This is a genomic window from Streptomyces sp. CB03234 (assembly GCF_001905885.1).
Taxonomy (GTDB): domain Bacteria; phylum Actinomycetota; class Actinomycetes; order Streptomycetales; family Streptomycetaceae; genus Streptomyces.
On record NZ_LIYH01000004.1, the window covers coordinates 294,989 to 320,109 of the forward strand.

19 protein-coding genes and 2 pseudogenes are annotated in these 25,121 nt (G+C 71.1%); 11 read left to right on the plus strand and 10 right to left on the minus strand.

Features of this window, described 5'->3' with window-relative positions; all coding sequences use genetic code 11:
- Positions 1-47: 47 nt before the first annotated feature.
- Positions 48-2,471 carry a hypothetical protein gene (locus AMK26_RS18480; protein WP_073755796.1) on the minus strand — a complete coding sequence of 808 codons (2,424 nt, stop codon included), beginning with the start codon at positions 2,469-2,471 and terminating at the stop codon, positions 48-50.
- A 401-nt stretch (positions 2,472-2,872) separates the two neighbouring features.
- On the opposite strand from AMK26_RS18480, the gene AMK26_RS18485 reads away from it, so the two are divergent.
- The gene (locus AMK26_RS18485) at positions 2,873-3,910 is read left to right on the plus strand and encodes a PP2C family protein-serine/threonine phosphatase (protein WP_241837957.1); all 1,038 of its coding nucleotides are present in this window, start codon (positions 2,873-2,875) and stop codon (positions 3,908-3,910) included.
- Positions 3,911-3,997: 87 nt separating this feature from the next.
- On the opposite strand, the gene AMK26_RS38365 is transcribed toward AMK26_RS18485, so the two are convergent.
- Positions 3,998-9,127 (minus strand): tetratricopeptide repeat protein, encoded by a 5,130-nt coding sequence (locus AMK26_RS38365; protein WP_073755798.1) that lies wholly within the window; start codon positions 9,125-9,127, stop codon positions 3,998-4,000.
- Complete coding sequence (locus AMK26_RS18495; RefSeq protein ID WP_143608549.1) at positions 9,124-9,630, minus strand: hypothetical protein; 507 nt, start codon at positions 9,628-9,630, stop codon at positions 9,124-9,126. The genes AMK26_RS38365 and AMK26_RS18495 overlap by 4 nt, the downstream gene beginning before the upstream one ends.
- Positions 9,631-9,812: 182 nt before the next feature.
- On the opposite strand from AMK26_RS18495, the gene AMK26_RS18500 reads away from it, so the two are divergent.
- The 4 genes from AMK26_RS18500 to AMK26_RS37325 all read left to right on the plus strand — a co-directional run bounded on the left by AMK26_RS18500 (position 9,813) and on the right by AMK26_RS37325 (position 13,645).
- Positions 9,813-10,136, plus strand: coding sequence for a VOC family protein (locus tag AMK26_RS18500; protein ID WP_073755800.1), 324 nt, complete (start codon positions 9,813-9,815; stop codon positions 10,134-10,136).
- Between the two features lie 186 nt (positions 10,137-10,322).
- Positions 10,323-11,924 (plus strand): alpha/beta hydrolase, encoded by a 1,602-nt coding sequence (locus AMK26_RS18505; RefSeq protein WP_073755801.1) that lies wholly within the window; start codon positions 10,323-10,325, stop codon positions 11,922-11,924.
- Between the two features lie 125 nt (positions 11,925-12,049).
- Positions 12,050-13,165, plus strand: a complete 1,116-nt coding sequence (locus AMK26_RS18510; RefSeq protein WP_073755802.1) for an AI-2E family transporter — start codon at positions 12,050-12,052, stop codon at positions 13,163-13,165.
- A 48-nt stretch (positions 13,166-13,213) separates the two neighbouring features.
- Complete coding sequence (locus tag AMK26_RS37325; protein ID WP_073755803.1) at positions 13,214-13,645, plus strand: MarR family winged helix-turn-helix transcriptional regulator; 432 nt, start codon at positions 13,214-13,216, stop codon at positions 13,643-13,645.
- Between the two features lie 29 nt (positions 13,646-13,674).
- Here the strand turns inward: AMK26_RS37325 and AMK26_RS18520 are convergent, their stop codons facing one another.
- Positions 13,675-13,950, minus strand: coding sequence for a hypothetical protein (locus tag AMK26_RS18520; protein WP_198944104.1), 276 nt, complete (start codon positions 13,948-13,950; stop codon positions 13,675-13,677).
- 67 nt (positions 13,951-14,017) lie between these two features.
- Here AMK26_RS18520 and AMK26_RS18525 point away from each other — a divergent pair.
- Positions 14,018-14,413, plus strand: a pseudogene (locus AMK26_RS18525) (transposase family protein); the annotation flags it as partial.
- Here the strand turns inward: AMK26_RS18525 and AMK26_RS35690 are convergent.
- A pseudogene (locus tag AMK26_RS35690) lies at positions 14,390-15,107 on the minus strand (IS5 family transposase); the annotation flags it as partial. The pseudogenes AMK26_RS18525 and AMK26_RS35690 overlap by 24 nt on opposite strands.
- 278 nt (positions 15,108-15,385) lie before the next feature.
- Here AMK26_RS35690 and AMK26_RS18540 point away from each other — a divergent pair.
- Together AMK26_RS18540 and AMK26_RS18545 are read left to right on the plus strand one after the other, a co-directional pair.
- Positions 15,386-16,225 carry a hypothetical protein gene (locus AMK26_RS18540; RefSeq protein WP_143608551.1) on the plus strand — a complete coding sequence of 280 codons (840 nt, stop codon included), beginning with the start codon at positions 15,386-15,388 and terminating at the stop codon, positions 16,223-16,225.
- Between the two features lie 80 nt (positions 16,226-16,305).
- Positions 16,306-16,638: a peptidase inhibitor family I36 protein gene (locus tag AMK26_RS18545; RefSeq protein WP_241837958.1), complete on the plus strand. Its 333-nt coding sequence runs from the start codon at positions 16,306-16,308 to the stop codon at positions 16,636-16,638.
- Positions 16,639-16,799: 161 nt separating this feature from the next.
- Here AMK26_RS18545 and AMK26_RS38705 read toward each other — a convergent pair whose 3' ends face one another.
- On the minus strand, positions 16,800-17,933 hold the full coding sequence (locus AMK26_RS38705) for an NUDIX domain-containing protein (RefSeq protein ID WP_079277662.1): 1,134 nt from the start codon (positions 17,931-17,933) through the stop codon (positions 16,800-16,802).
- Between the two features lie 1,231 nt (positions 17,934-19,164).
- Between AMK26_RS38705 and AMK26_RS18570 the strand changes: the two genes are divergently transcribed.
- Positions 19,165-19,887, plus strand: a complete 723-nt coding sequence (locus AMK26_RS18570) for a hypothetical protein (protein ID WP_073755809.1) — start codon at positions 19,165-19,167, stop codon at positions 19,885-19,887.
- 4 nt (positions 19,888-19,891) lie between these two features.
- On the opposite strand, the gene AMK26_RS18575 is transcribed toward AMK26_RS18570, so the two are convergent.
- Both AMK26_RS18575 and AMK26_RS18580 read right to left on the minus strand, forming a co-directional pair.
- The gene (locus tag AMK26_RS18575; RefSeq protein ID WP_073755810.1) at positions 19,892-21,163 is read right to left on the minus strand and encodes an NAD(P)/FAD-dependent oxidoreductase; all 1,272 of its coding nucleotides are present in this window, start codon (positions 21,161-21,163) and stop codon (positions 19,892-19,894) included.
- A gap of 13 nt (positions 21,164-21,176) precedes the next feature.
- Complete coding sequence (locus AMK26_RS18580) at positions 21,177-21,374, minus strand: FAD-dependent oxidoreductase (RefSeq protein WP_073755811.1); 198 nt, start codon at positions 21,372-21,374, stop codon at positions 21,177-21,179.
- Positions 21,375-21,562: 188 nt separating this feature from the next.
- Here AMK26_RS18580 and AMK26_RS18585 point away from each other — a divergent pair, with 188 nt between their 5' ends.
- Positions 21,563-21,940 (plus strand): DUF1304 domain-containing protein, encoded by a 378-nt coding sequence (locus AMK26_RS18585; RefSeq protein ID WP_073756264.1) that lies wholly within the window; start codon positions 21,563-21,565, stop codon positions 21,938-21,940.
- Between the two features lie 105 nt (positions 21,941-22,045).
- Here the strand turns inward: AMK26_RS18585 and AMK26_RS18590 are convergent, their stop codons facing one another.
- Entirely contained in the window at positions 22,046-22,246 is a 201-nt protein-coding gene (locus AMK26_RS18590) for a hypothetical protein (RefSeq protein WP_198944105.1), read from the minus strand.
- 285 nt (positions 22,247-22,531) lie between these two features.
- Between AMK26_RS18590 and AMK26_RS18595 the strand changes: the two genes are divergently transcribed.
- The gene (locus tag AMK26_RS18595; protein ID WP_073755812.1) at positions 22,532-23,197 is read left to right on the plus strand and encodes an MSMEG_1061 family FMN-dependent PPOX-type flavoprotein; all 666 of its coding nucleotides are present in this window, start codon (positions 22,532-22,534) and stop codon (positions 23,195-23,197) included.
- Positions 23,198-23,832: 635 nt separating this feature from the next.
- Here the strand turns inward: AMK26_RS18595 and AMK26_RS18600 are convergent.
- On the minus strand, positions 23,833-25,107 hold the full coding sequence (locus tag AMK26_RS18600) for a geranylgeranyl reductase family protein (protein ID WP_079277663.1): 1,275 nt from the start codon (positions 25,105-25,107) through the stop codon (positions 23,833-23,835).
- Between the last annotated feature and the right edge of the window lie 14 nt (positions 25,108-25,121).

Consider the following 25,121-nt stretch of genomic DNA (forward strand, 5'->3'; position numbering starts at 1 on the left):
TCGCCGAGCGGGGCCGCCGGACCGGCGCCCGTCGGCGGGACAGGGGCTCAGGGGATGGCACGCTTACGGAATGCCTCCACGGTCTCCTCGAAGGTTGGGTCGGCAAAGTAGTTCGAGTGGCCCAAGCCGGCCGGGTAGCAGGGATCGCCCGGCTGACGGGCGAAGTGGCGCGGGTCGAGGAGCTGCCGATCGATGGCTGGGAGATGCGGGCTCACCCCGTCGCCGGCCCGCGGCAGAGGGTCCTTGTCGAACACCCAGCTGCCGATCGGGTCCGTCGGGCGGTAGAGGTTGCGCCATGGCCACCGCTCCGGGCCGCACGCCGGGTCGCCGGCCAGCAGCGTGCCGATTCGCTGGAGGCTCCGGGCGTTGAAGTACGCGGGAAAGAATCGGACGAAGAGGCGGGTGAGAGGACTGCCGTAGGTGAGCAGGCGGATCCGTGCATCGGCCGTGGCTCTGCTCTGGAGGATGAGTGCCGCCCCGATCACCGACCCCTGCGAGTGGCAGGAGAGGATCACATGCCCCTCCTGCCCGGAAGCGTCCTGGCCACCGGTCAGATACTCCACCCGTTTCAACAGGTCGGGCACAGTGCGTTCGGCGTAGCACGGGGGCGCCAGCGGATGCGTCTCACGCGGCCAGAAGGTGCCGATGTCCCACAGGATGCCTACCGTCCGTCGGAAGCCGGGACTTCTGTACGCCTGTCTGCCCGCCCAGAGCAGCACCAGGACACCGGCGCTGAGAACCAGGTTCGAGAGGAGAACAAGCCACCGCTCCTCGGTGACGAGCCGGCGGTCCCTCGCGAACAGGATGGCGCCTGCGACGGTCACGGCGGCGGCCACCATCAGGAAAATGCCGAGAGCCTTCTGGCTTGCGCCTTCCAGCAACTGCGCACGTGCCCAGGACTTGGCGATCTGATGGCGCCGGCGAGAATCGCCGTCCACGGAGCCGTACACCTTCCCGACCTGGGCGGCGAAGTCCTGGCGGCTTCCGCGATGCGTGATCCACGAGACCAGGCCGATGACGATGGCCACCACGATGAGGAAGGCCGCGGCCGTACCCGACCAGAAGTAGGCATCCGGCACCGTAAGTTGCACCTGCTCGCCCGTGGCTCGCTGAGCAACCGCGGGAGCTCCGAGAATCTCCGCCACGCGCAGCATGAAGCCTGCGGCCAGCGCTCCGGCGAGCGCCCATCCGAGGAACGCGACGCCGGGGAGGACGAGACCGCCCCACGCTTCTCGCGGAAGGTTCGTGGAGAGAGCGGACGGGCGACCAGGAGAGGCCGGCGCCGGATCCCGGCTGCGGCGCTTCAGGAGGAGGCGGCTCCACAACAGGGAGATCAGAAGAAGCACCAGCATCACTGCCTGGGCGATGAACAGCCCATGGATCCAGGCGACTTCCCACGGAAGCTGACCGCTGGTGGCTGTTGGCACATGGTCCCGCGAGTCGCGGGAAGCGACCACTCCCGCGCCGACGACCAAGGCGAGCGCACCCCATGGCAGGAACTGGTACAGATCGCGTTCGAGAGGGGTACGGTCCTGCCGGCTCGGGCGTGTGCGCCGCGCCGTCTCCGGACGGCCCACCGTGACGACGACGAACGCCAGCACGGCCAGGGCCAGAACGAGGAGCAGGCTGCGGAAGAAGGCCGTTCCCCACTGCCAGTTCCCGCTGTCGGCCAAGGCGTCAAGCCCTCGATGGGGACGCTCCAGCAGCGGGGCGAGAAGGAAAACCCCCGTGAGCGCGAAGGCGCCGGCGATGTGCAGGGCACGCAGGCGGCGCACCGGCCCCCGTCCGTTCCACATGCGGCGGTCTTCAAGCGGAGTCTCCACCTGCGGGGCGGTGACACTCTGCTCCACCGGCTGTGCCTCGGCAACCTGCCATGTCTTGTTGCCCAAGTACCACAGCAGGGCGACGAGAGCGACTGGAACGACGGCCGCCGCGGTGAGGTGACGGCCGGGAGTGCTGAGCCAGTCGTACTGAAGCCACCGCAGCCACCCCGCGTTTCCGGCACAGCGAGTGGCACCCTCCCGCAAAGCCGCGTTGCCGCACTGCCATCCCACCAGGTCCAAGGACACCGAGACCGCCCCGAGCACGTACGTTGCCGTCAGGCTGAGTGCCAGCAGCCGCTGGACGGCGGTTCGGAAGACGACCTGCCCGTGAGGACGGGAGGCGGTGTGGCCGTGGTCGGCGAAGAACGCCATGTTGAGGAGCATGAACGGCAGCAGAAGCAGCCAGAGGGCACGTTGGCCGTCTCCCGACGTCAGACCGCCCCAGGAGTACGCCTCGCGCCGGAAGCCGGCGGTGTCCTGCGACGTACTCCGGGATTCCCACGCGCGCCGGTAGAAGCCCGCCTTCGTGTCTCCTGCGACAGCCGTGACCCGGGGGTGCTCGAGTGAGGACTCCGGCGGGGTGCCCGACACCCCATGGACGCGCAGCTCGGTCCAGCCCTTGGAGTCGCGGTTGACGTAAAGGCCCAATGCCGCCTCCTGACAATCAGACCCGGGCATCCCAGCATCGTCCGGCCGTCCAGGGCGTGCCAGCCGACAGGGCAGGCGTGCACACCACGGGGCGAATGCGGGGAAAATGGACAAACCGGCATTTTCTCCCACTTTCGCGGGGTCCGCATCCGGAGTGGAGAGGCCAGGCGCGACCGTACCGAGGCTGATCTGCGGCTTCACCCTTACGACGTACGCGCCGTGCGCGAGTACCGCGCTCGACCGACCGGGCGTCGGGGGCGTCGTAGACAGGCGAGCCGGTGCGGGCAGGCGGTCGACTCCGACTCGTCAGAGCGCTATGCCCTCATTACGTGGATATTCTATGAAGTGTGATCGCGTCTGGACGGCTGCGGCTCCGCCGGCGCCCCGGCCCGGGAAGATTTGTGCGGCTGTCGCCGGTCATCCTGACCGTCGTCATCGCCAGCCTGGCGTACACCACTCCGCCGGAAATGGCCTTCAGCCGCCTCCTGCCCGCGGCGCCGGCCCTGGCCGCCGCCATGTGGCCGGTGCTCCCCACCGTCCTGCTCGGGACGGTCTGCCTCTTTCTGATGATCGGCCTCAGCCTCGTCTTCCCCGATCTGGGGACGTGGTGGACGGCCGCGGGGATCATCGCGGTCACCGTGGCCGCCGCGTACGGAAGCCATGTCCGGCTCCAGCGGGAGCGCACCCTCTTTCAGGTACGGCTCGTCGCCGACGCCGCGCAGCAGGTGGTGCTGAGCCCTATGCCACGCCGCTTCGGCCTCATCGAGATCGAGTCGCTGTATCTCGCGGCCGCGGCGGAGGCCCGCATCGGCGGGGACTTCTACGAGGTGGTGGACACGCCGTACGGGGTCAGGTTGCTCATCGGTGACGTGCGGGGCAAGGGCCTGCCGGCGGTGGGGGCGGCCGCGGCGATCGTCAACGCCTTCCGGGAGGCGGCGTACGGCGAGACCGCCATGGTCGACGTCGCACGCAGGCTGGACGCCAGCAGCACCCGTTACAACGCCGCATTTCCGCCTGAGGGGCCGATGGAGCGCTTCGCCACCGCCCTTCTCGCCGAGATCCCGCACGAGGGCAGACGTATCGACATCCTCAACTGCGGGCACCCTCCGCCGCTGCTCCTGAACGGCGGAAAGGTCCGTGTCCTGGAGCCCGCCACCCCCTCGCCGCTGCTCAGCCTCGCGGAGCTCATCGGCGATCACTACAACGTCGACACCTTCGACTTCGCCCCCGGCGACCTGCTGCTCCTCTACACCGACGGGATCGCCGAGGCCCGCGCCCACGACGGCGAGTTCTTCCCGCTGGCGGCTTGGATGCGCCGACAGCCCCCGACACCGCCCCGCGAACTGCTCACGGCTCTTCACCGCGACCTCCTCCGCTACAGCAAAGGACGCCTTGACGACGACATCGCCGCCCTCGCCGTACGCCTGTGTGAGCCCTGAGGCCGGAGTACCAGTGAGCGGCCCGTACCCGGTCCCTGCCGCTTCTGCTCCGGTGCTTCCGCCTTCCGGCGCCGCTGACGCCCAGGCCTACCCGTCACCGCGCCCCAGCGCGCGCAGTGCCTTCCGACGGTGGCTCAGGGCCAGGTTCGCCGCGTCGGGGCTGCCGGAGTCGCGGAAGTGGTCGATTGCCTGCTGGTTGACCGCGACGGCCTCCTCATACCGCCCGACGTCCACCAGGAGGCCGCCGAGCAGGAGCAGTGCCGTGCCCTCTCCCTGACCGTCCGCGGTCTCCCGGCAGATCTCCAGATACCGCTCGAACGCGGGGACGGAGTCCTCGTACTGCCGGAGTTCCACGGTCACGACGCCGAGCCGGAACAGCGCCTGGCCTTCGTTGGCACGGTCCTGTCCGGCGCGGAACAGCTCCGCGGCGCGCCGGTAGGCGGGGACGGCGTCCGCGGACCGGCCCATCTTCTCCAGCACGTGGCCGAGGTGGAAGTGGACCTGGGACTCCCGGTCGCGGTCGTCCGTCCGGGGGTAGACGGTGGCAGCCCGCCGGTAGGCGGTGACCGCTTCTTCGTTCCGGTCCAGTGCCCGCAGGGCGCGGCACAGGTTGAGGAGCGCGGATCCCTCCAGGTCGGCGAGGTCGAGTTCCCTGAAGAGAGCGGCAGCGCGCGTGTACGTGGCGATGGCCTCCTCGAACCGGCCCTCGGCCATGAAGGCCTCGCCCAGGCGGTAGAGGGCCAGGCCCTCGCCACGTGGGTCGCCCGACTCCCGGTAGCGGACGGCGGCCCGCCGCACGACGGCGACGGACTCCTCCTGCCGGCCCGCCGAGGAGAGGGCGTCGCCGAGACGGACCAGCGCTTCGGCCTCGCCGCGGCCGTCGCCCGTCTCGCGGAAGATCTCGGCAGCCTGTGTGCAGACGGTGACGGCCTCCTTCAGCTCTCCCCGACCCTCCAGGCCGCGGCCGATGATCGTGAGGGCGTGGGCCTCCCGGGGGCGGTCGCCGGACCGCCGGTGGAGCCGGGCGGCGTGCCGGCCGGCGGCGACGGCCTCCGCGTGCCGCCCCAACCGGACCAACGATTCAGCGAGCCCGCTCGACGCCGCACCTTCGCCGCGTGCGTCACCCGCCGCACGGAACGCGGTGACGGCCTGCTCGCGGGCGGTGACGGACTCCTCGGCGCGCCCCAGCTCCACCAGCACGGCCCCGAGCCGGTCGAGCAGTTCCCCCTCGCGGCCCCGGTCGCCGGCCTCGCGGTAGCCGGCGGCGGCCTGCTCGCAGACGGGCACGGCCTCCGCGTGACGGCCCTCGTACACGAGGACGAGGGAGAGGCTGTGCAACGCCGTCCGCTCGCCGTCGCGGTCGCCGGTCTCCCGGCAGATCCGCAGCTCCCGCTGGTACGCGGTGATCGCTTCGGCGGACCGGTGGACCTGGAAGAGATGGGTGCCGAGGCTGTGCAGCAGCACGCGCTCGCGCTCGCGGTTGCCCGCCTTGCGGTAGCCGGCGGCGGCCTGTTCGCAGGCGGTGACGGCTTCCTCGAACCGCCCCGCTCTGGCCAGGGCCTCGCTGCGGTTGGCCAGCGCATGGGCCTCGTGCTCGTGGTCACCGGTCTCCCGCAGGAGCGCGGCGGCCTTCCCGCAGGCCGTGGCGGCCTCCGCGTACCGGCCTGTTTCCGTGCAGGCATTGCCGAGGTTGATCAGCGCCATGGCCTCACCGGTGCGGTCGCCGAGCTCGCGGAAGGCCGCGGCGGCCTGCAGCGTGGCGGTGACGGCCTCGTCGTAGCGCTGTGTGCGTACCAGGGTGGTGCCGAGCCGGCTGAGCACCCGGCCTTCCTTGCCGCGCTCTCCGGTCTCGTGGAAGAGCGCGGCCGAACGCTGGTAGGCGGTGATCGCCTCGTCGAGCCGCTCTGTCTCGTACAGGGCGTCGGCCAGGTTGCTGAGCGAGTCCGCTTCGCGGCGGTGGTCGCCCTTCTCGCGGTAGATGGCCGCGGCCTGCCGCGTGGGGACGATGGACTCCTCGTACCGCCCCTGGCTGAGGAGGGCGTTGCCGAGGTTGTGGAGCGGCAGGCCCTCACGGCGGCCGCCGCCGGTCCCGTCGGAGAGAGCGGCGGCACGCCGGCTGACGTCGGCGGCTTCGGCGAACCGTTTCGCGGCCGTCAGCGCATTGCTCAGGTTGGTGAGCATCGCGATCTCCAGCAGCCGCTCGGAGGCGCCCCGGAAGATGGCCGCGGCCCGTTCACAGGCGGCGACGGCCTCGTCGGGGCGGCCGTCGCCGGCCAGGGCGGTGCCGAGGTTGGTCAGAGCGGCGCCTTCCAGGCTGCGGTCACCGGTCCGGCGGAAATGGCCGGCGGCCCCGTCGAAGAGGGCGGCCGCGTCCTTGGAGCGTCGCATGCCCAGCAGGGCGTGGCCCGATTCGAGGAGCAGTTCGGCCGCGCGACGGCGGTCACCGGTCTCGACGTGGACGGCCGCGGCCTGCTCCACGGCGGTGACGGCTTCCTCGAAACGCCCGAGGCGGGCCAGGGTCTGGCCGGCCTTGCCCAATGACGATGCGAGATCGGTGAGCTCGGCACCGGAGGACGTCTCGTCCAGCTGCCGGTACAGCTCGGTCGCTTGACGCGTGGCTGCCAGCGCTTCCTCCCGGATCCTGCTCGGGGCCTGTGCCAGCCGGTCCCGTACGTCCGCGTGCTCGGGGAGGTCGACCGTGGGATGGGCGAGCGCCAGCTGCCGGTACAGGTCGTCGGCTTCCCGCGTGACTGCCAGGGCCCGCTCCTCATGGCCCAGGGCGAGGAGCCGGGTGCCGAGGTTGTTCAGTACCTTGGCCAGATCGTGGCAGTGGGCGGCGAAGTCGGTGTCGGCCAACTGGCGCTGGATGACCACGGCCTCCTCGGCCGGGGCGAGGGCCTCCTCCGCGCGGCCCACGTCCGCGAGGAAGGCCCCGAGGTTGATCAGCGCGGTCGTCAGGTCCGGCTGGTGGGCGGCGGGGTTGGCGTCTGCCAGCTGCCGGTACAGGTCGGTGGCCACCTCCGTGACCTCGAGGCCCTCCTCGAAGCGGCCCGAAGCGCGCAGCGCGACCCCGAGGTTGGCGAGCGACATGGCGAAGTGGTGCCGCTCGGCATCGGGGTCGGCGTCGGCCAGGCGCCGGTACAGCTCGACCGCCTCCTCACTGGCGGCCAGGCCCTCCTCGACGCGGCCCGCGTCGATCAGGCGCAGACCCAGGTTGTTGAGCAGCCCGGCCAGGTCGGGCCGGTACACGGGGTCGGCGGCGGCCAGGCTCCGGTACAGCTCGGCCGCCTCCCGCGTGACGGCCAGGGCCTCCTCGGGCCGGCCGTGCCGGGAGAGCCGGTTGCCGAGCCCCGCCAGCGAGTCCGCCAGGCGGTCCTGGTGGGCGGCGCGGTCGGCGTCGGCCAGGCGGCGGCTGATCGCCACGGATTCCTCGGCGACGAACAGTGCCTCCTCCCAGCGGCCCGCGGCGGACAGCCGGTCGCCGAGTGAGCTGAGGGAGTTCGCCAGCTGAGGAAGGTGGCCGGGGTCGCTCCTGGCGAGCTCCCGGTGCAGGCGTACGGCCTCCTCGGCGGGGGCGACCGCCTGCTCCCGGCGGCCGGCGTTGGCCCGGCGCCACGCCAACGTGCCGTACAGCCAGGCGCGTTGGCCGAGGTCCGTGGTCGCGGTCAGCCGGTGCGCGATCAGGGTCTCGGCGACGGCCAGGATTCCGCTGTCGAGATCCGCGTGGCGGCCCGGGGGGAGCTGCGATTCGACGGCCTCCAGCACCGTGAGCAGGGAGGGGTCGACGCGCTCCCCGGCCGCGCCGCCCGCGTCGGCGAGAGCGGCGAGCGCGGTCAGGGCGGGGCTGCCGGCGGCGATCGCGAGGCCGGGTTCGGCGCGCAGCAAGGGGTAGAGCACCCGCTCGCCGATATGGGCCCAGCGGTCGGCGGCGGACGCCAGGAACGTCACGGCCCGCGGGGCCACGGTGGGCTTCAGCTCACCGTCCAGCAGGGTGGCGGGGACACCGCTCGCCCACGGGTCCGGGTCATACGCGCTGATGTCGTGCCCGGGGGTGAGCAGGCCGAGGAAGTCCTCGGCGAGCCGGTCGGGGTAGAGCGGCTCCAGGACCAGTTCGCGGTCGGAGGGCGGGTAGCAGAACCGGTGGTCGAGGAGGAGCTCCTGCGGATGGCCCGGCAGGTCCAGGGCGCGCAGCGCCCGCGTCCCGGTGTCGTGGCTCACCGCACCGGTGAGTGCGGCGGTGAACACCGTCCTGGCCATGACCGCGGGCCGGGTTCGGTAGTCCTGCCCGTGCCCACCGGCGTCGAACAGCCGCTGCCACGCCCGGTACTCGCGGTCCAGGAGGTATGCCGACAGCTCGTGCGGCTCCGCGAGGGACAGCCGCTCACCGCGCGTGTGGGCGTCGACGGAGACCAGGGCGGCCATGTGCAGGTTCAGGGTCAGGCCGAAGTCACGGCGGTCCAGGGAAGCGGGCGGTTCGACGCTTGCCGCGTCCGGCAGGCCGTACAGGTCGCTTGCTGCGAAGCGGTCACGAGCGGCGGTGAACATCCGCAGCCGGTCCGCGTCCAGGGAGGGAAGGAGCAGGTCACCGGTGGCGGCGCGGCGGTCGGCGAGTTCACCGCGAAGGGCCGCGAACCAGCGGACCGTGCGGCCGATCAGGAGGACACGCGTGGGCCGCTGCTGGTGCAGGACGGGTTCGGAGAGCAGACGTTCCAACTCACTGTGCGCCCAGCGGTCGGCGTAGTCGACGACGACCAGCACACCCGCCCCACCGGCCCCCTCCGCGGGCGAGGCGGCCATGTGGCCCGGGGAGGAGCCTCCGCCCCGGAATCCCGCCTGCAGGACCTGCCAGCGCTCGGCCGCCGGCAGGTCCGGGCTCCGGGACCGTTCGGCGAACTCCGTGGCGAGCCGGGTCTTGCCCTCGCCGCCGGGAGCGTGGAGCAGCAGCACCGAAAGCCGCGCGTCCTGCGCGTCCCGCCACTGCTGTAGCCGCTCGAGCTCGGTCTTCCGCCCGATGAAGGGGACGACGTGGCTACGCGCGTCGAGGAGACGGCTCGGCTGAGCCATCAGCCATGCGGTGTCCGGGGCGGCCGGGGCGGGTAACGCCTCGATCGTGGGCTGCCGCGTCCCGTAGTAGTGGTTGACGGTCGCGGTCGCGTACGGGCCCTGTGCCGCCGCCGCACCGGCGGCGAGGTGCTGTTCGTAGCGCGGCTCGGTCAAGATTCACCGATCGGTGCCTGGGCCGGCGAACCGCCGGGCGCATAGTGGTGGTTGTTGATGGTCACGGCGGCCCCCGGGCCCTGCGCGCCCGCGCCACCGTTGTGGATCACCTGGCTGTAGACGCCGCCGGTGCCTGTCCCGCGCAGTGCCGCCCCGAGGGCGCGGATCTCGCCGTCGGCGCCGGGCTGCCCGGCGATCAGCTCGCGCAGCAGCCCCTCGTACTCGGCCGAGCGGTCGGCGTTCGCCTCCAGGGCCGCCCCGAGCCGGGCCGCCCAGTCGTCGTGCGCCGCGCCCAGGGCCGACTCGTCGCCCCGCTCGTACGCCGCGAGAACGATCTCCCGGGCCTGTTCCAACTCCGCCTCGGCACCGGCTTCTTCGCCTGATCGACCCAGGCCGAGCAGGCGGCTGAAGCCCTGTTTGGTGTGCCCCCACGCGTCCGTCGTCATCGCGGTGACGAGCGTGGTCGCGGCGGTGGCGGCGACGGCCGCGACAGCAGGATCCAAGACGATCTCCCCCTCCAGAGGCACTCAGCCACTCCGAGAGCACAAGTGTGCCATTGGGGGCCCCTCATGGCTTCGTTCAGGCGCCGCCGCCTGTGGTGACGACCCCGTGGAGGGCGACATGGCCGGGAGCGTACTCTGCACGTCCGGCCCCGGTCGTCCGTCACCAACACGAGGTACGCAGCATGGGTATTCGCCTCAGCGGCATCGTCATCGACGCCAAGGACCCCGAGCGCCTTGCCCGGTTCTGGAGCGGGTTGCTCGATCTGGAGATCACCCGTCGTGAGGAGGACTGGATCAGTCTTGGCCGCGGCTTCGCCCTGCAGCGCGTCACGGAGCCCAAGACCGTGAAGAACCGTGTCCATGTGGACGTGGTCGCCGACGACTTCGCCGAGGCCGTCGCCCGTGCCGCGGCGCTGGGGGCCACGGCGGTCGGGGAGATGCACGAGAACCTCTGGCAGGTCTGGCAGGACCCCGAGGGGAACGAGTTCTGCATCTGTCTGTCGTGACCAGCGGCTGCACGACCCCGGAGGGAAGAAAGGCCTCCCGCGTTCTCCGTCGGGGGGACCATTTGTCGTCCCGGCCGTCCTCCTACGGTCGGAGGCATCAGGATCCCGGCGATGGATTCGCCCGACTGCCGTTGCCGAGAGGGTGGTTGGAACCCAACCGGCCCCTTCCCAAGGAGCGGCATCATTGTGCGAAGCAGACGAATAGTCCCTCTTCTGGCCGTCGGCACCGTCGCAACGCTTGTCCCCGCCCTCGCGCCCGCCACCGCCACCGCCTCCCCCACCACTTCGGCGCGCGCGGCCTCCGCCGCGGCAGGCTCTCTGAAGCAGTACGTGCATCAGAAGCCCCGGTGGAAGCGCTGTGACGCGCAGAGCCCCGCCGCTTTCCAGTGCGCGACCCTCAAGGTCCCGCTCGACTACGGCCGTCCCGGCGGCAAGCAGATCGACATCGCGGTGTCGCGGATGAAGGCGAGCAGCGCCCAGGAACGTCGCGGTGTGCTGCTGCTCAACCCCGGGGGCCCCGGCGGACCGGGCCTGGACATGCCCCTGTACCTGGGGTCCGTGCTTCCCGCGGCCGTGAAGAAGCAGTACGACCTCATCGGCTTCGATCCTCGGGGCGTCGGCCGGAGTACGCCGGTCGGCTGCGGTCTGACCGACGACGAACGGGACTGGCAGCGTCCGTACAAGGCCGCGACGTTCGCCAAGGACGTGAAGTGGGCCCGTACGGTGGCCGAGAAGTGCCGGGCCAGGGCCGGTGCGGCTCTGCCCCACCTCACCACCCGCAACACGGCCCGGGACATGGACGTCATCCGCGGTGTGCTGGGCGAGAAGAAGATCTCCTACCTGGGGTACTCGTACGGAACCTACCTCGGAGCCGTCTACACGCAGATGTTCCCCCGGCGGGCGGACCGGTTCGTCCTGGACAGCGCCGTCGACCCCCAGCGCGTCTGGCGGGGCATGATCCAGGTGTGGGCGGAGGGAGCGGAGCCCGCGTTCACGCGATGGAGCGAGTGGACCGCCCGGCGCCACGCCACGTACCGGCTGGGCGACACCCCGGCGAAGGTCCGCAAGACGTTCTGGGACCTGGTCGCCCAAGCCGACCGCACGCCCATAGACCTCGACGGAACCCTGATGACCGGTGACGACATCCGCGCGGAGCGGGCCGTCTTCTTCTACGTGCGGAGCGCTGCCGAGAGGGTCGCCGAGCTGAAGAGGGCCGCCTCGGGCGAGAAGCCGGCCCCGTCACCGGACCGCGGCTCGTCGCCGAGCCCCGTACCGCCGGCGTTCGCCCGCGCCGTTCCGGCGGACAACGGGGACGCGAGCTTCTGGGCCGTCGTGTGTGCCGACACCCGGGCATGGCCGCGTGACCCCGAGCAGTACCGCCGCGACGCGATCCGCGACAAGGTCAGGTACCCGCTGTACGGCGACTTCGCGTCCCACATCAAGCCGTGTGCGTTCTGGAAGAACGGCAGCGAGCCCGCCACCACGGTGGACAACAAGGTCGGCGCGCTCATCCTGCACAACGAGTGGGACTCGCAGACCCCGCTGGCCAGCGGGCAGGGCCTGCGCCGGTCCATGAAGGGCTCGCGCATGGTGACGGTCCTCGGCGGAGAGGGCCACGGCATCTACGGTTCCACGTCCTGCGCGGACAAGACCGCCACGGTCTACCTGACCACCGGCAGGCTGCCGGCCAAGGACCTCACCTGCCGGGCCCCGGCGGGACCCGGCCAGCGGTTGCGACTGCCGCTGCCAACACCTCCGGGGATCCCGGCGATGACCCCGCGCTTCTGACGAACTCCCCTGTCACCCGGGGGGATGTGGGGCCTTCCGCAGTGGAAGGGCCCACATCATCCCCGACGGCCGGGCAGGTCGGCGCGGGTTCCACAGGGTGCGTCGGGAGTGCATAAGGTGCTGCCATGCCTGCTTCGTTGAGTTCCGCGAAAACCGCCGCCGCGCTGCGCACATCGGCACGTGTCTCCGTCGAATCGCTGTTGGTCCTCCTGGCGGCTTCGGTGGCCCTGTGGCTTCTGGGGCGGATGTGGTCGATCGTCTGGCCTCTCATAGTGGGCTTGCTCCTCACCACACTGACCTGGCCCCTGGCCCGCTTCCTGCGTCGTCGCGGGTGGCCTGCGGCTCTGGCCGCGTCGGTGGTGACCGTGGTGTTCCTGCTGGTGGTCACGGGCATCGTGGCGCTGATCGCGGTTCCGGTGGCGTCGCAGTCCGGCGAGTTGGCCGACGGCGTGGTCGAGGGCGTTCAAAGGCTGCGCGAGTGGGCCGCCGGGCCGCCGTTGAACATCGGTGACGACCAGATCACCAGTAGCCTGGACACGGCCGTCGCCCGTGTCCAGGACAGCATCGGCAGCATGGTCACCGCGGTGGTCACCGGGGTGAGCACCGTGGTCAATGGCGTGGTGACCGCCGTTCTGGCGCTCTTCCTGATGTTCTTCTTCCTCAAGGACGGTTCGCGGTTCCTGCCGTGGCTGACCCGCCAGCTCCCCGGTCGCCTTGCCACCGACGTCCCGGTCGTGGCCGCCCGTTGCTGGGAGACCCTCGGCGCGTTCGTGCGCTCCCAGGCGTTCGTCGGTCTGCTCGACGCCGTTCTCATCGGCATCGGCCTGTGGATCCTCAAGGTCCCGCTGGTGCTCCCGCTCGCGGTACTGACCTTCGTGTCCGCGTTCGTGCCGATCGTGGGGGCCCTCTTCGCCGGTCTCGTCGCGGTGCTCATCGCCCTGGTCTCGAACGGTCTGACGGACGCGCTGATCGTGCTGGCGATCATCGTCGTGGTGCAGCAGCTCGAGGGCAATGTGTTCCAGCCCATGATCCAGAGCCGCGGGCTCGGCCTGCACGCGGCGGTGGTCCTCCTGGCGGTCACCTTGGGCGGCAGCCTGGCCGGCATCGTGGGCAGCCTGCTCGCGGTACCGGCGGCCGCGCTGGTCGCGGTTGTCTGGAACTACCTGCGTGAACAGCTCAGCGAGCCGCTGCGGGAACCCGAGCCGGAGGAGTCGCACTCCGGCGCGACCGTCGCGTCGTAGCGTCGCCGACCCGCGGCAGACCGAGGGTCTCGGGGGCGGCCAGTAGGCATGCCCGAGGGACAGCTGGCGCTGCTCTGCCTCGTCGGGGAGCGCGACGGGGTCACCGTGGGCGTGGCCGCCGACGTGCTGCTGATGAAGCCCGACAATGTGAGCGCCCGGGTCACCCAGCTCGTCGGCCTGGGGTTGCTGGAGCGGGGGCAGGACCCTGCCGACAAGTGGGTGGCGCACCTCCACGTGACGGCCGAGGCCGGCCCGCCCGCCGTCCCCAGGAGCACCAGGCGGGTCCGGTGCCCGGTCGGCTCCGGGGCGGTGCTGTACGGATCGCGCCGCGGCCTGCCGCGCGCCCGCCGCCACCAGTCCGCCCGCGGCCGCGGTGGCCCCGAGAGCTTGCAGGAACCGGCGGCGGCCGGACCCGGGAAGGGAGTCCCCTTGGCCGAGGACCCGCGCGACGACATCGCACACGGTGGACGCACTCCTTGATTTGAGGGACCTCATGAGGAACGGACCGGCTACTTCTGCGGAACACTCCCCGCAAGTGCCGCCGCCCCGCGACGGATGGAGAGCAGCAGTGCGCCGCCCACCGCCGCCGACGTGAGACCGAGGACGCCGACGGCCGCGGCCAGGCTGCCTACGAGGCCGTCCAGGGCCAGCAGTACGAGCGGGCAGACGAACTCGCCCCCGAAGACCAGGGTGAGCAGGGAGGGCAGGAGGATGCCTGTACCGAGGCAGTTGAGGACGGCCCCGACGACCGGAACGGTGGGGTTGCCGGCGAGGGCCATCACCACGAATCCGGCCCCACACAGCGCGAATACGGCGGGGAGCCTGCGCGCCGGTGTGCCGGAGAAAGGCCTATTCGGCATCGGCACCACGACGGCCTACCGCTACGCCACCGAAGCGGTCGAGCTCCTGGCCGCTCTCGCTTCCGGCCTGACCGACGGGGTGCGGACCGCGTCGGCGAAGGCGTACCTGATCCTGGACGGCACTCTCCTGCCCATTGACCGCATCGCCGCGGACCGGCCGTTCTACTCCGGCAAGCACAAGAGGCACGGCATGTACGTGCAGGTCATCGCCGACCCCTTCGGCCGGCTGCTATGGGCCTCACCGGCCCTGCACGGCGCCGTCCACGATATCCGTGCGGCCCGCGAACACGGCATCGTCGACGCCCTGGCCGAGGCCGGCGTCCCGTGCTGGGCTGACAAGGGGTACCGAGGCGCCGGCAGCACCGTCCGCATCCCGTGCTGGGGGCGAGCGACCTCCGGTGCGGCCTCGCCGTAGACGGTGGCCGATCTGGTCGGCGGGCTGCGGGATCACGGCACGGATGCCGCGCCGACGGAGGTGCCCACGGATCGCGCGCGATGAGTATGCGCGATCAGCAAGGACGGTCGCAGGACGGGTTCTTGGCCTGCCGAGTTTTCGTTGCGGGACCCGGATTCCGGCCATGACCGCCTCGAAGGCCAGCGCGTCACCAGCCTGACCCGCGGTGACATGGATGGACAGGGCCGCGCCCGGCTGTCACTGGCCAGGTGAACGTTCGTGCTCAAGCCACCGCGGGAGCGTCCGAGCGCGTGATCCTCCGGCTCGGACCGGTCGGGCGCCCCCTTTTCCTTGCTCCGGCTGAATGCTGGTGAGCCCGGCAGACGGTGGAGTCGACCGAGACTGCCCGACCCACGTCGTCGCCAGCATCCGCCTCTGTAAAGACAGCCGCGAGAATCCGTTCCCATGTGCCGTCCACGGCCCACCTGAGCAGGCGTTTATGCGCGGTCTGGAAGGGTTCGAGCTCCTCTGGCAGATTGCGCCAAGGCGAGCAGGTGCGGTACTTCCATGCGATGGCTTCCAGGGTTCGGCGATGGTCGGCCCACCGTCGTCCACGGACAGGATCGAGCGGCATTGGCGGCTCGATCCGGTGCCACACCGCATCAGTGATTACTAACCGGACAGACACAAGTCCCGTCGGGCCCGTCGCCGGCTTCTGTGGCCCGGAAGCCCTCAAGGCCTCTGGAGGACCCTGACATCTGTCAGGAGCGGACGTGTCCCTCCCACTCCGACGATGGCGGTACCTGATCGAGCGGCTGAATTGGGGAATGGCGAGCATGCTGAAAAGCTGGACGGGAATGAACGAATCTTCTGCCGGCATGGCAACTTCACGAGCCTGACGAGTCGATGAACAGGCCTGCGAAGCGCGCTCTCCGAGTAGCGCTGCTTGCGAGTGCTCTGCTGCTCTTGTCCACGGCCTGTGGCGAGACGGTGAAGGAGGGTCAGGAGGGCGCTGCCTTTCCGACCAAGGAACAGGAGTCCCTGCTGTGGCAGGCGCAGTCCGTGCTGGTCGGGAGATGCATGCGTGACCGCGGGTTCTCCTACGAGGTGGACACGGGCAACAGCGCCACCATCCGAAACGAATTCCCCTTCGGCATCGATGACTTGGCCTGGGCCGAAAGGCACGGCTTGGCGGGGCCCGGCACCGTGCAAGAGGCCGGCGCCCGGGCGGGCAATCCGAATCAGCGGTACTACGAGACGCTGACCAAGGAGAAGCAGGCAGCCTACATGGCGGCGCTTTACGGCGGCCGCCGGAACCTCGTCTCGGTGAAGCTCGACAACGGAGCGGTGGTGAGGGCGAGCCAGCAAGGCTGTACCGCCGCCGCAGAGCGGGAGCTGTACGGGGACTTCCCCCAGTGGTTCACGCATAGCACGGTGGCGAGCCAATTCAAGTCGTCGGCGCTGTCCGCCGCCATGAAAGATCCGGCCTATGCCAGGGCAATGAACTCCTGGGCCAGATGCATGGCCGGCCTGGGCCATGAAGTCGGCAGTCCCCAGCAACTGCGGCAGTCGTTCGAGGAACGCAAGGCCGTCATGGCGAAAGAGGAAAGTCGGCAACTGGAGCGAACCCTCGCTGTCGCCGAGGCGACCTGTGTTCGCCGGGAAAAAATCGCCCAAACAGGAAAGAGGCTTCATGAAGTCCATCTGAAGAGGGTGCAGAAGAAGGAGAGCGCTCTGTTCCAAACCTATCGCAGCATGTGGAACGAGGCGTTGAAGAAGTCACAGAAGATCATTCCTGGAGAATGATCACTCAGAAAGGGAATATTGTGCGACCACTCCGTAGGGCCGCGACCGCGGTGGCGGCGGCCACTCTCGCGTTCACCGGTATGTCCGTGGCAGGCGCCGGCAACGCGTCTGCCACGGACACCCCTCACTGCCCGTCCGGCTACTTCTGCGCCTTCGAGCACATGAACTTCACGGGCAACGTCTACTTGGCCGCCGGTTCCGACGCATCCTGGCCCGAGCGCATCAACCGGAAGGACTCCTCCTGGGCGAACGCCGGGATCACCGGGCCGGGCATCCCCGCATGGGTCAAGGTCTACCCGCTCAACTTCCAACTGGGCGCGTCCACCATCTGCCTCGCCCCCGGCCGGGAGGTCAGTTACCTCTCCTACGCCAACGACGGCGGCAGGTCACACGGTTGGTACCACGGCTGCTAGGCGGATGCGCCTCCTCCATGGGTGCCTGACCGGAGGATGTTCAAGAGCGTGACGGGCGGGGCCCTCGGACGGCCGGCTGAGACACCTGATTTCTCGGTCGGGCGCCCCGAGGGCCTCGTCGGTGACTTGTCCCTGCCGCGCTGGACCCGCCGCGCCCGTAGCTAAGACGGTGTCTTGATTGGCGCTGGCTCGTTGCGCCGGGCGTGGACATAGTTGAGCTGATGGTGCCGGACGGGCTGTGGGAGATCTTCCAGACGGTGGCACGGAGCCGCCGGTACGAGCCCCGGCGAGCTGGACTGGTCGCGCTGCGCGATCGACTCGGCCAGTGTCCGGGCGGTCAAAGGGGGCCCCTGACTGGACCGAATCCGACCGATCGCGGCAAGCTCCCATCCCGTCTCCGAGTACGAGCGGCCGGCGCGGATGCCGTTGATGGCCGTACGGGTGTAGGGCACCATCGGCTCCGGCAGGCCGTCGAGCGGCCACCACTCCCAGCGGCCGCACCGGTCCGGTTCGCGTACCTCCGGCTCTCCGCACCACGCCGTCGCTCGGAAGAACAGCTGGAGGCGGGGCTCGGTGCGTGCGGCGTCGCGGAGGTGGACGGTGTGCACCAGGTCCAAGTCCTCCGGCCTGATGACGAGGCCCGCCTCCTCGGCGGCCTCCCTCACCAGGCAGGAGCGGACCGACTCCCGCTCGACATGTCCGGCGAGCACGTGCCATTCCTCGGCGGCGAACGCGACGCCGGGATGGCGTAGCCCGAGCAGTGTGCGTCCGTCGCGCTCCAGGTAGAGGTGGGCGCCGATCACGTTCTTCACGGCCCCCGCACCGCCGTGCGATCCTCCGGGCCGCTGGTCGGGCACCGGCGCGATCACGGAGACGGGGTTCTTCGCATGGTGGGCGAGGATCGCCTCGTACGCCCATGGGCACATGGAGAGGTGGACCATGGTGTCCACGTCGAACCAGCGGAACATGATGCCTTCGGTGACCGGCAGCCGGTCGGCGTCGCCGTCCCACCGGCCCTCGTAGACCTGGATCCGGCCCTCGGTGACGTGGGGGCCCAAGGCGCTCGCCGTGGTGAAGAGCGTCAGGTCGGGGATGACGAGGCCGGCCTCCTCGTGGAGTTCGCGGACGATCGCCTCGTCCGGCGTCTCCTGTCCTTCGGGGCCTCCTCCGATCAGCGACCACGTGCCCGGATCGCAGATCGGCTTGTTCGCGTCCCGCAGGTGCAGCAGATAATGCCCGCGGCTGTTGGTGAGGATCACGGCGGTGCTGGTGGCCGTGGCGCGATCAGCGTGCATGGCTGTCGCCTTTCGTGAAGAGCCGGTCGAGCTCGTCCGGCGCCCCCGTACCGGACAGCGCCTCGCCCAAGGGGGCGGGGCCGACGGAGGGCCCTCGGGACAGATGGTCATGGTGCGTCTTCCTGAGTGCGAGAGGCGCCGGCCGGCGTCCAGGACAGGGCGCCGCATCGGCCGGCCACCCGCCGGCTGCCCCCGACAGATCGCTTGCGTGGTGCGGTCTCGAGGATGCCTCGGCAGCGCTCGCTCCGACGGTGGTTGAGACAGGCGGCACCCGAAAGTGGTCGGCCGTGACCGCTGCTCACCAAGATGAAGGGCGCGGCCGTGGTCGGGGGCGTCGGGTGGAGTTGTATCCGGGGCATCCAGGCGGCCGTCCCGGTTCCCGCCGGCCCCCTTCCGTCCCCGCCGGAAGCCGGCATTCCGGTCGGCAGGCTGGGGGCCACGGACCCACTCGTCCGAGGGAGAGCACGCCCCCCGGGAGGTCCACGGACGGCGTGCCGCTATGCTCCCCGGCATGGTTGTGGCCCGGGCGACCCGTAGCGCGCCGCGGTCCCGCTCTCGTGCAGCGGGCCCGTGGCGAACGTGGGTGCTGGCCGCGCTTCTCCTCACCCTGATGTACACCCACGGTGTCAGCGCGGAGAGCGCCGCAGGCCACTCCCACCTCGGGGCGCCGGCCAACGCGGTAGCCCTGAACGCTCAGGACCCCGGTCCCGCCGGGCACAGCCACGAGGCGCCCGACCACCCGCACTCCGGCCAGGGGCACCCCGACCACCAGGATGCTCCGGAGCCCGATCACGCGGCTCACCAGTGTGTGTCCGGCCAGCCCCAACAGGGCACTGCGCTGCCCGGCCCGTGCGAGACCCCGGCGATTCATCGGCCTCCGTACGCGTATGCATCCGGCGCCGCTCGACCCGTCACGGCCCTCCGGGCATCCGCCCCCCTGCCGGACACCGCGGTCCTACGGATCTAGGCCTTCACGCCCCGCCGACCGGTCGACGACCGGTCGGGCACACCCCCGCGACCCCGTCTCCGCCCGTGCACGCACCAGTGGCGGCTCGGCATGCCGTGCGATACGACGTGCTGCCACGTGGTGACGTACGGCGACGGCGCGGCGCGGAGCCATGGCCGGCTCACGTTGCGCTGCGCCCGGCGAGTCCGGTCTTCGGTCCCCGTCCTGCCCGCCTGTCTCGTCGAGAGCCAGGCCCCCCACTGAACTTCCCTCGAAGGATCCGCTTTGTCCTCCTCACCCAGCCTCGCCACGACGACTCCGCCCCCGACCCCCTCGCAGCCGACCCGCAGCCGACGCCGCTCCCACAGCAGACGGGAAGGCTCCTCCCTGCCGTGGCGCTACGTCGGCTACGTCGGCTACTACGTGGGTGCCGGCCTCATCAGCGGAGCCGTCGTCCACCACCCCATGGCCCCCACCCGCTACTCGATGATCGCCGCGTCCGGCGTACTGGTCTTCCTGCTCGCGACCGTCCTCAACGACATCGTCCTCGCCACCGAGAGGCAGCCCCTGTCACGCATAGCGCGTGTGCTGGGCACCTCGACGATGCTCTCGTTCGGCCTCGGCATGCTCAGCGGCGGTATGCAGCACTTCGCAGACCTCCCGGAACGCTGTGCCGTGCTGATACCGCTCGGCATCGTCCTGTCTTTCGTCGCCTTCTTCCTGAAGGAGGCCAAGAGGCCCTGGAAGCGCATCTTCGGCCTCATGGGCCTGGCGATCCTGGTCGTGACCGCCCTCACCTTCCTCGGGCTGCGCCACATCGCCCCCACCATGGCCGAGTCCGGAGGCGGACACAGCCACAGCGATGCCGAGCCCAAGAAGGGAAGCGACGAAGGCGAGGAGGGCGACCACGGCAGCGACACCACCCATCCCCCCTCCCAGCCCACCCCCTCTCCGAAGGACCCCCACCCCGGGAAGGAGCCCGGGCACGACGATGGACACCAGCACTGAGCGGTCACGCCCCGCCGTCTCGTAACGCGTCGGATCCTTGCCGGCCGGGGCCTTCCCGGTCCGCCGCCAGGCGGTCGAGGTGGCTCCGGACGAGTTCTGCGAGTGCCGGTCCGTGTTCGTAGGCGAGCGGGGCGAGTTCTGGGGGGAGGACGTAGCCGTCCGGCATGCGTGCGTACGTCTGCTCCATGAGCTGCAGGTAGGCGTCGGTGAGCAGGCCGGGCCAGTCGCCGGTGAGGGGCGGGCGCATACGGGACTCCGCGGCGAGGGCCGCGTGATGAGCCGCTGCCTCCCCGATGGCGTCGGCGGCCGACCGGTCGGCGATCGGCTTCCGGCCCGGCTGCCAGGGGGCGAGCCAGGGACTCGGGGTGCCGTGGAGGATCTCGGTGGCGAGCTCCTGGGCGATCAGCGTGGAGGCGTGCAGGCCGTCGCGGTGCGTGCCGGTGGCCACCCACAGGCCCGGGCGCCCGGCGTTCCCCAGGAGCGGGTGTCCGTCGAGTCCCACCGGGCGGTTGCCGTGGTGGACCCGGTCGATCCTGGCGCCCGTCAGACCGTGGTGCAGCTGGCCGAGACCCGCGTCGAGGAGGAAGCGCAGCGCTCCGGCGGTCGGTGCGTCGCCGGGGCGAAGGACCGGTGCCGCGGAGGCGCCGAGGTACCAGGTGCCGTCGGCCTGCGGGACGGCGTGGAGCCCGCAGGCGTACGCGCGGTTGGGCGTGCGTAACACCACCGGGGGCACCGGGCCGGTGGGGCGGAGGGCGACGGCGGTGCCTTCGGCCGCGACCACCGGCAGGACGGGCAGTTCCGGATCGACACGGTCCAGGAGTGCGCCGGACCACGCACCGGCCGCCACCACCACCCGGCTCGCCCTGAACCTACCCTCCTGGCTGGTGAGTTCGTACGCGGTGCCGCGGGCGTGCAGTCGGCCGGACCCGGTGTGGTGGACGTTCGGCAGCGCCCGGAGCACCGCGTCCAGGGTGCGCAGCCAGCGCCGTGCGTCCAAGAACCGCTCCTGGGGCAGGAAGACGGCCCGCAGCGCCCGGTCGTTGTCCAGCGGCCGGTACGCGGGGATGTCAGAGGCGGCACTCTCCTCGACGGGCAGTCCGTAGCGGGCACCGGCCACACGCATGGCCTCGAGCGCCGAGTCGTCCAGCGGTCCGGACGCCGCGTTCACCAGGATGTACGTCCCCGCCCCGTACCCGTCCGCCGGCGTTGCGGCTCCGGCCCGTTCCCGTAGGCGCCCGCGCCAGGCGGGCCATCGCGCGGCGGCTTCCACCGCCATCCTCAGGCGCAGTTCACCGTGCCGGGTCCGCAGGGCCGGCAGCCGTCACCTCGCCCAACACTCCCAGCATGGCGCCGGCTGCCTCCGAGGCGCCGGGACCGCGCTGCCCCGACACCACGATCCGCAGCTCCGGCTCGGCACACGCCAGCGCGTACGCGATCGACCTGCCCAGCACCCCCGCGCCCACAACCACGACGTCGACGTCCGCCACAGAGTCCCCTCAGCTACGCCTCACACGCATCACCTACGGATCGCCTCACAGGCTTCCCCTGGCATGTCGGGTAACACCCCCCGCAAGGTCGTGGCACAGACCGTGCTCGCTGAACAGCGGTGCTCCTGGCGGGTGAATGCGCTGCGCGACGGCTTCCCTGGCTGCCCGGCTCGTACGACCATGCGGGCATGCACATCGTCAGTCAGGTGTTCGCCCTGATCGCCGCCGCTGTCCACATCTTCGTCTGGCCGTTGGAGAGCTTCCTCTACGGGCGGCGGGCGTGGGTCCGGGAGTTTCTCACCGGGAGCACGGCGGATGCTCCTGAGGTCCGTCTCTGGCGGTTCAACGTGGGGTTCTACAACCTCTTCCTGGCGGGTGGCATGATCGCCGGCTTCGTGGCGCTGCATCTGGGACACGAGACCGTCGCCCGGTCCCTGATCCTCTACGTCGCCGCTTTCATGACCGGCGGCGGAATCATCCTCTTCGTCTCCGAGCCCAAGCTCTGGCGAGGCGCACTGGGCCAGGCTGTCCCGGGCGTCGTCGTCCTGATCACCGAACTGGCATGACGGCAGGACCTTCAGGCCGAGTGCGTCAGTGAGGGTCCCGCCGTCTCGGCTCGTCGTCGGGTGGCTTGGAAGGTCTGCCCTCCGCGCGGCGGCGACGTGTGGTGTTCAGCGCAGGGCAAGTGGGGTCGCGGATGTGAGGTGGGCCGGTTTCTCGGGGTTGCGGACGTAGGAGAGGCCGGTGATGCGGGCTCCCTCGACACTGATCGCCATGACGCCGACGATCGCGCCACCGAAGCGGACGAGGAGCGCCGGGTGGCCGTTGACCAGTGTCGGTTCGGTGGTGAACGTGCCTTCGAACCTGCCCATGCCGCCGGCGAACATACGGGCCACCCGCCAGGCACCGGTCACCGGCCGCAGCGCGGCGTGCTTGAGGCCGCCGCCCGACGGCTGTGACAGGGTGTGAGCCGGATCACTTCACTGGCTCCTGCGGCACCGACAGCCGGCGGGCTGCTGTGGTGCGCGGCAGAACGCCGCCCGGCGCGGCCGGCGTACGCCGAGGAACCCGGCCGAGGAGCAGCCGCCGGTCGACACGGGCGAGATCACGCGCTGAGCCGCCGCGTACCGCCTCGGTCGTCTTCTAGGGTCGTTCGTATGATGATCGACACCGGGGCCGCCGGCCCGCTTTTCGAATCTCTCCAGGCAGACGCTCTCACCAGCCCGGACCAGCTGCGCGAGCTCTACCCGCCGCCGAACCCGAGCGCGCTCCGCAAGGAGATAGACCGCCTGACCGAGGAGACCCGGGCGCTGATCGGCTGTTCCTCGCTGGTGTTCATCGGCAGTGCGGACGTCGAGGGCCGGGCGGACGTGACGCCGCGTGGCGGCCCGGCCGGGTTCGTCTCGGTGCTGGACGAGCGGACCCTGGTGATCCCCGACGCGACCGGCAACAAGCGGCTCGACACCATGCACAACGTGCTGCAGACCGGACGAGTCGGCCTGCTCTTCCTTGTCCCCGGCCGCCCGACCACGCTGCGCGTCAACGGCCGCGCCTGTGTCTCGGCGCGCCCGGAACTACTCGCCCAACTCACCCCCGTTGGAAAACCGCCGGTCACGGCGATCGTGGTGCAGGTCGAGCAGGCCTATCCGCACTGCCCGAAGTCGCTGATGCGCGCCAACGCCTGGCAACCGGAGCAGTGGCTGCCTGCCGACGCCCAGCCGACCAGCGCCGAGGTGACGCTGGCCCAGTTGAACCTGCCGGGCCTGACCGTCGACCAGATCGAGGAGGCCGAACGGGAGTCACTGCGCCTGCGTTACGAGTGAGTCGGACTGAGTCCCTCCTCGACGACCGGGCTCTCCACGGCATGGGCAGCTGCGGCAGGGGGACTCCGAGGCCGGCGCCGCCGCGCGGCGCTCGGCCGGGAACTCGCCGTAGAGACCCAGCCCTCCGTGTAGGGTCTCGCCGCGTCAGTGCGGCCACGTGGCCCCTGTTCGCGTCCCGAGTCCCGGACCTGCGGCGACTGCTACAGGTGGAGGCGGTCGCCTCACTTGCCGACCAGGCGCATGTGCGTCTCGCTGTAGCGGTTGCCGTGCACGCCGATGCGGGCCGCGGTGGCGTCGAGGTCGGTGATGTCGTCGGCGGGGAGGGCGACCCGCGTGGCGTTGGCGTTCTCTTCCAGGCGCTCGACCCTGCGGGTTCCGGGGATCGGTGCGATCCAGGGCTGCTGGGCGGGAGCCAGGCCAGGGCGACCTGGCCGGGGATGGCGCCGCGGGTCTACGCCGTCCCCGGCAACCAGGCGAATCTCGCCCGCTTCAACTTCCTCGACCCCGCCTCCCGCCGCATCTACCCCGAGCCCTCCGCCACCAACGGACCAGGGCCGACGGCCCGCGGTTCGCGCCGTGTTCCGCGCCCGCAGGGCAACACGGCCGCGGCCGCAGCGCCTTTGGGGTGCGGTGCGCTATGGGCAGGGGGTTGCCGCGGATGGCCTGGGGGCGCGCTGGTCCGGGAGTGGCTTGAGTGTGGTGGCAGGCCGGACGGGAAGCCGGGTTCCCACCGCGGTGGCGGCGCGCGCGATCGGTGTGGTCATGATCCCGGCGACGCTGGTGTGGCCGGCGATGTAGGCGTCGAGACGGCGCCATGCCGGAGGCAGGCGGGTCAGGGCGGTGTGGACAAGGCCGGGGTTGCGGATGAAGAGGTTCATCACCGTGCCGCTGGCGCGCATTTCGACGCCGAGGATGTCGTCGACCTCCCGCCCGTAGCGGCCGGCGGCGGTGTTGGCCTCCGCCTCGTCGGCGGCGGTGACGAGACGGGCGGCGGCGTGACCGGCGAGGTCTCCTGAGCGGAGCGCGTAGGAGATGCCTTCGCGGGACCAGTGGTCGACGAGAGCGGCGGCGTCACCGGCGACGAGCACGCGCCCGCGGGCCAGGGGGGAGTCGGGGCGGCGGCACCGGGTCAGGTGGCCGGTGTCGTGGAGGGGGCGGGGGCCGAGAAGTCCGTGGCGTGCGAGGAAGTCGTCCTTGTAGGCGCGCAGGGTGGTGGGGTTGCCACGGGCGGCCACCACTCCGGCGGTGCAGACGTCACCTTTGGGGAAGACCCAGCCGAAGGAGCCCGGCAGCGGACCCCACTCCATCAGGACACGGCCCCTCCATCGGTCGGCCGTCCGTTCGTCGACCGGCACTTCCGCCTCCAGGGCGAGGTCGACCTGGGCGCACCGTACCCCTACGTACCGGGCGACTCTGCCGGCGCTGCCGTCGGCGCCGACGACGGCGCGGGCGCGGAACGTGTCACCGCGGTTGGTCGTCACCGTGACGGTGTCGCCCTGTTGCTCCAGGGCGGTCAGCGCGGTGCTGTCCCGGACCGTCGCTCCCGCCGCCGCGGCGGCATCGGTCAGCGCCGCGTCGAGTTCGCTGCGGTAGACCATGGCGATGGTCGGGGAACCGGAGGTGAGCGTGCGTTCTCTGCGGCCGTTGAGGGCGAAGGTGAACTGCCGGGCGGTGTCGTAGACCTTCAGGGGCAGACCGGGAGGCAGGGCGGCGAGGGACGCTCCGATGAGGCCGCCGCCGCACGTCTTGTAGCGGGGGATGGCGGCGCGCTCCAGCAGCAGCGTCTCACAGCCGCTCTCGGCGGCGACGCGGGCGGCGGTGGCGCCGGCCGGCCCGGCGCCGACGACGATCACGTCCCAGGTGCCGGGCGTGCGGGCGGGGACGGAAGGAGGGAGTGAGGGAGGGGGCATACGAACGTCACCTA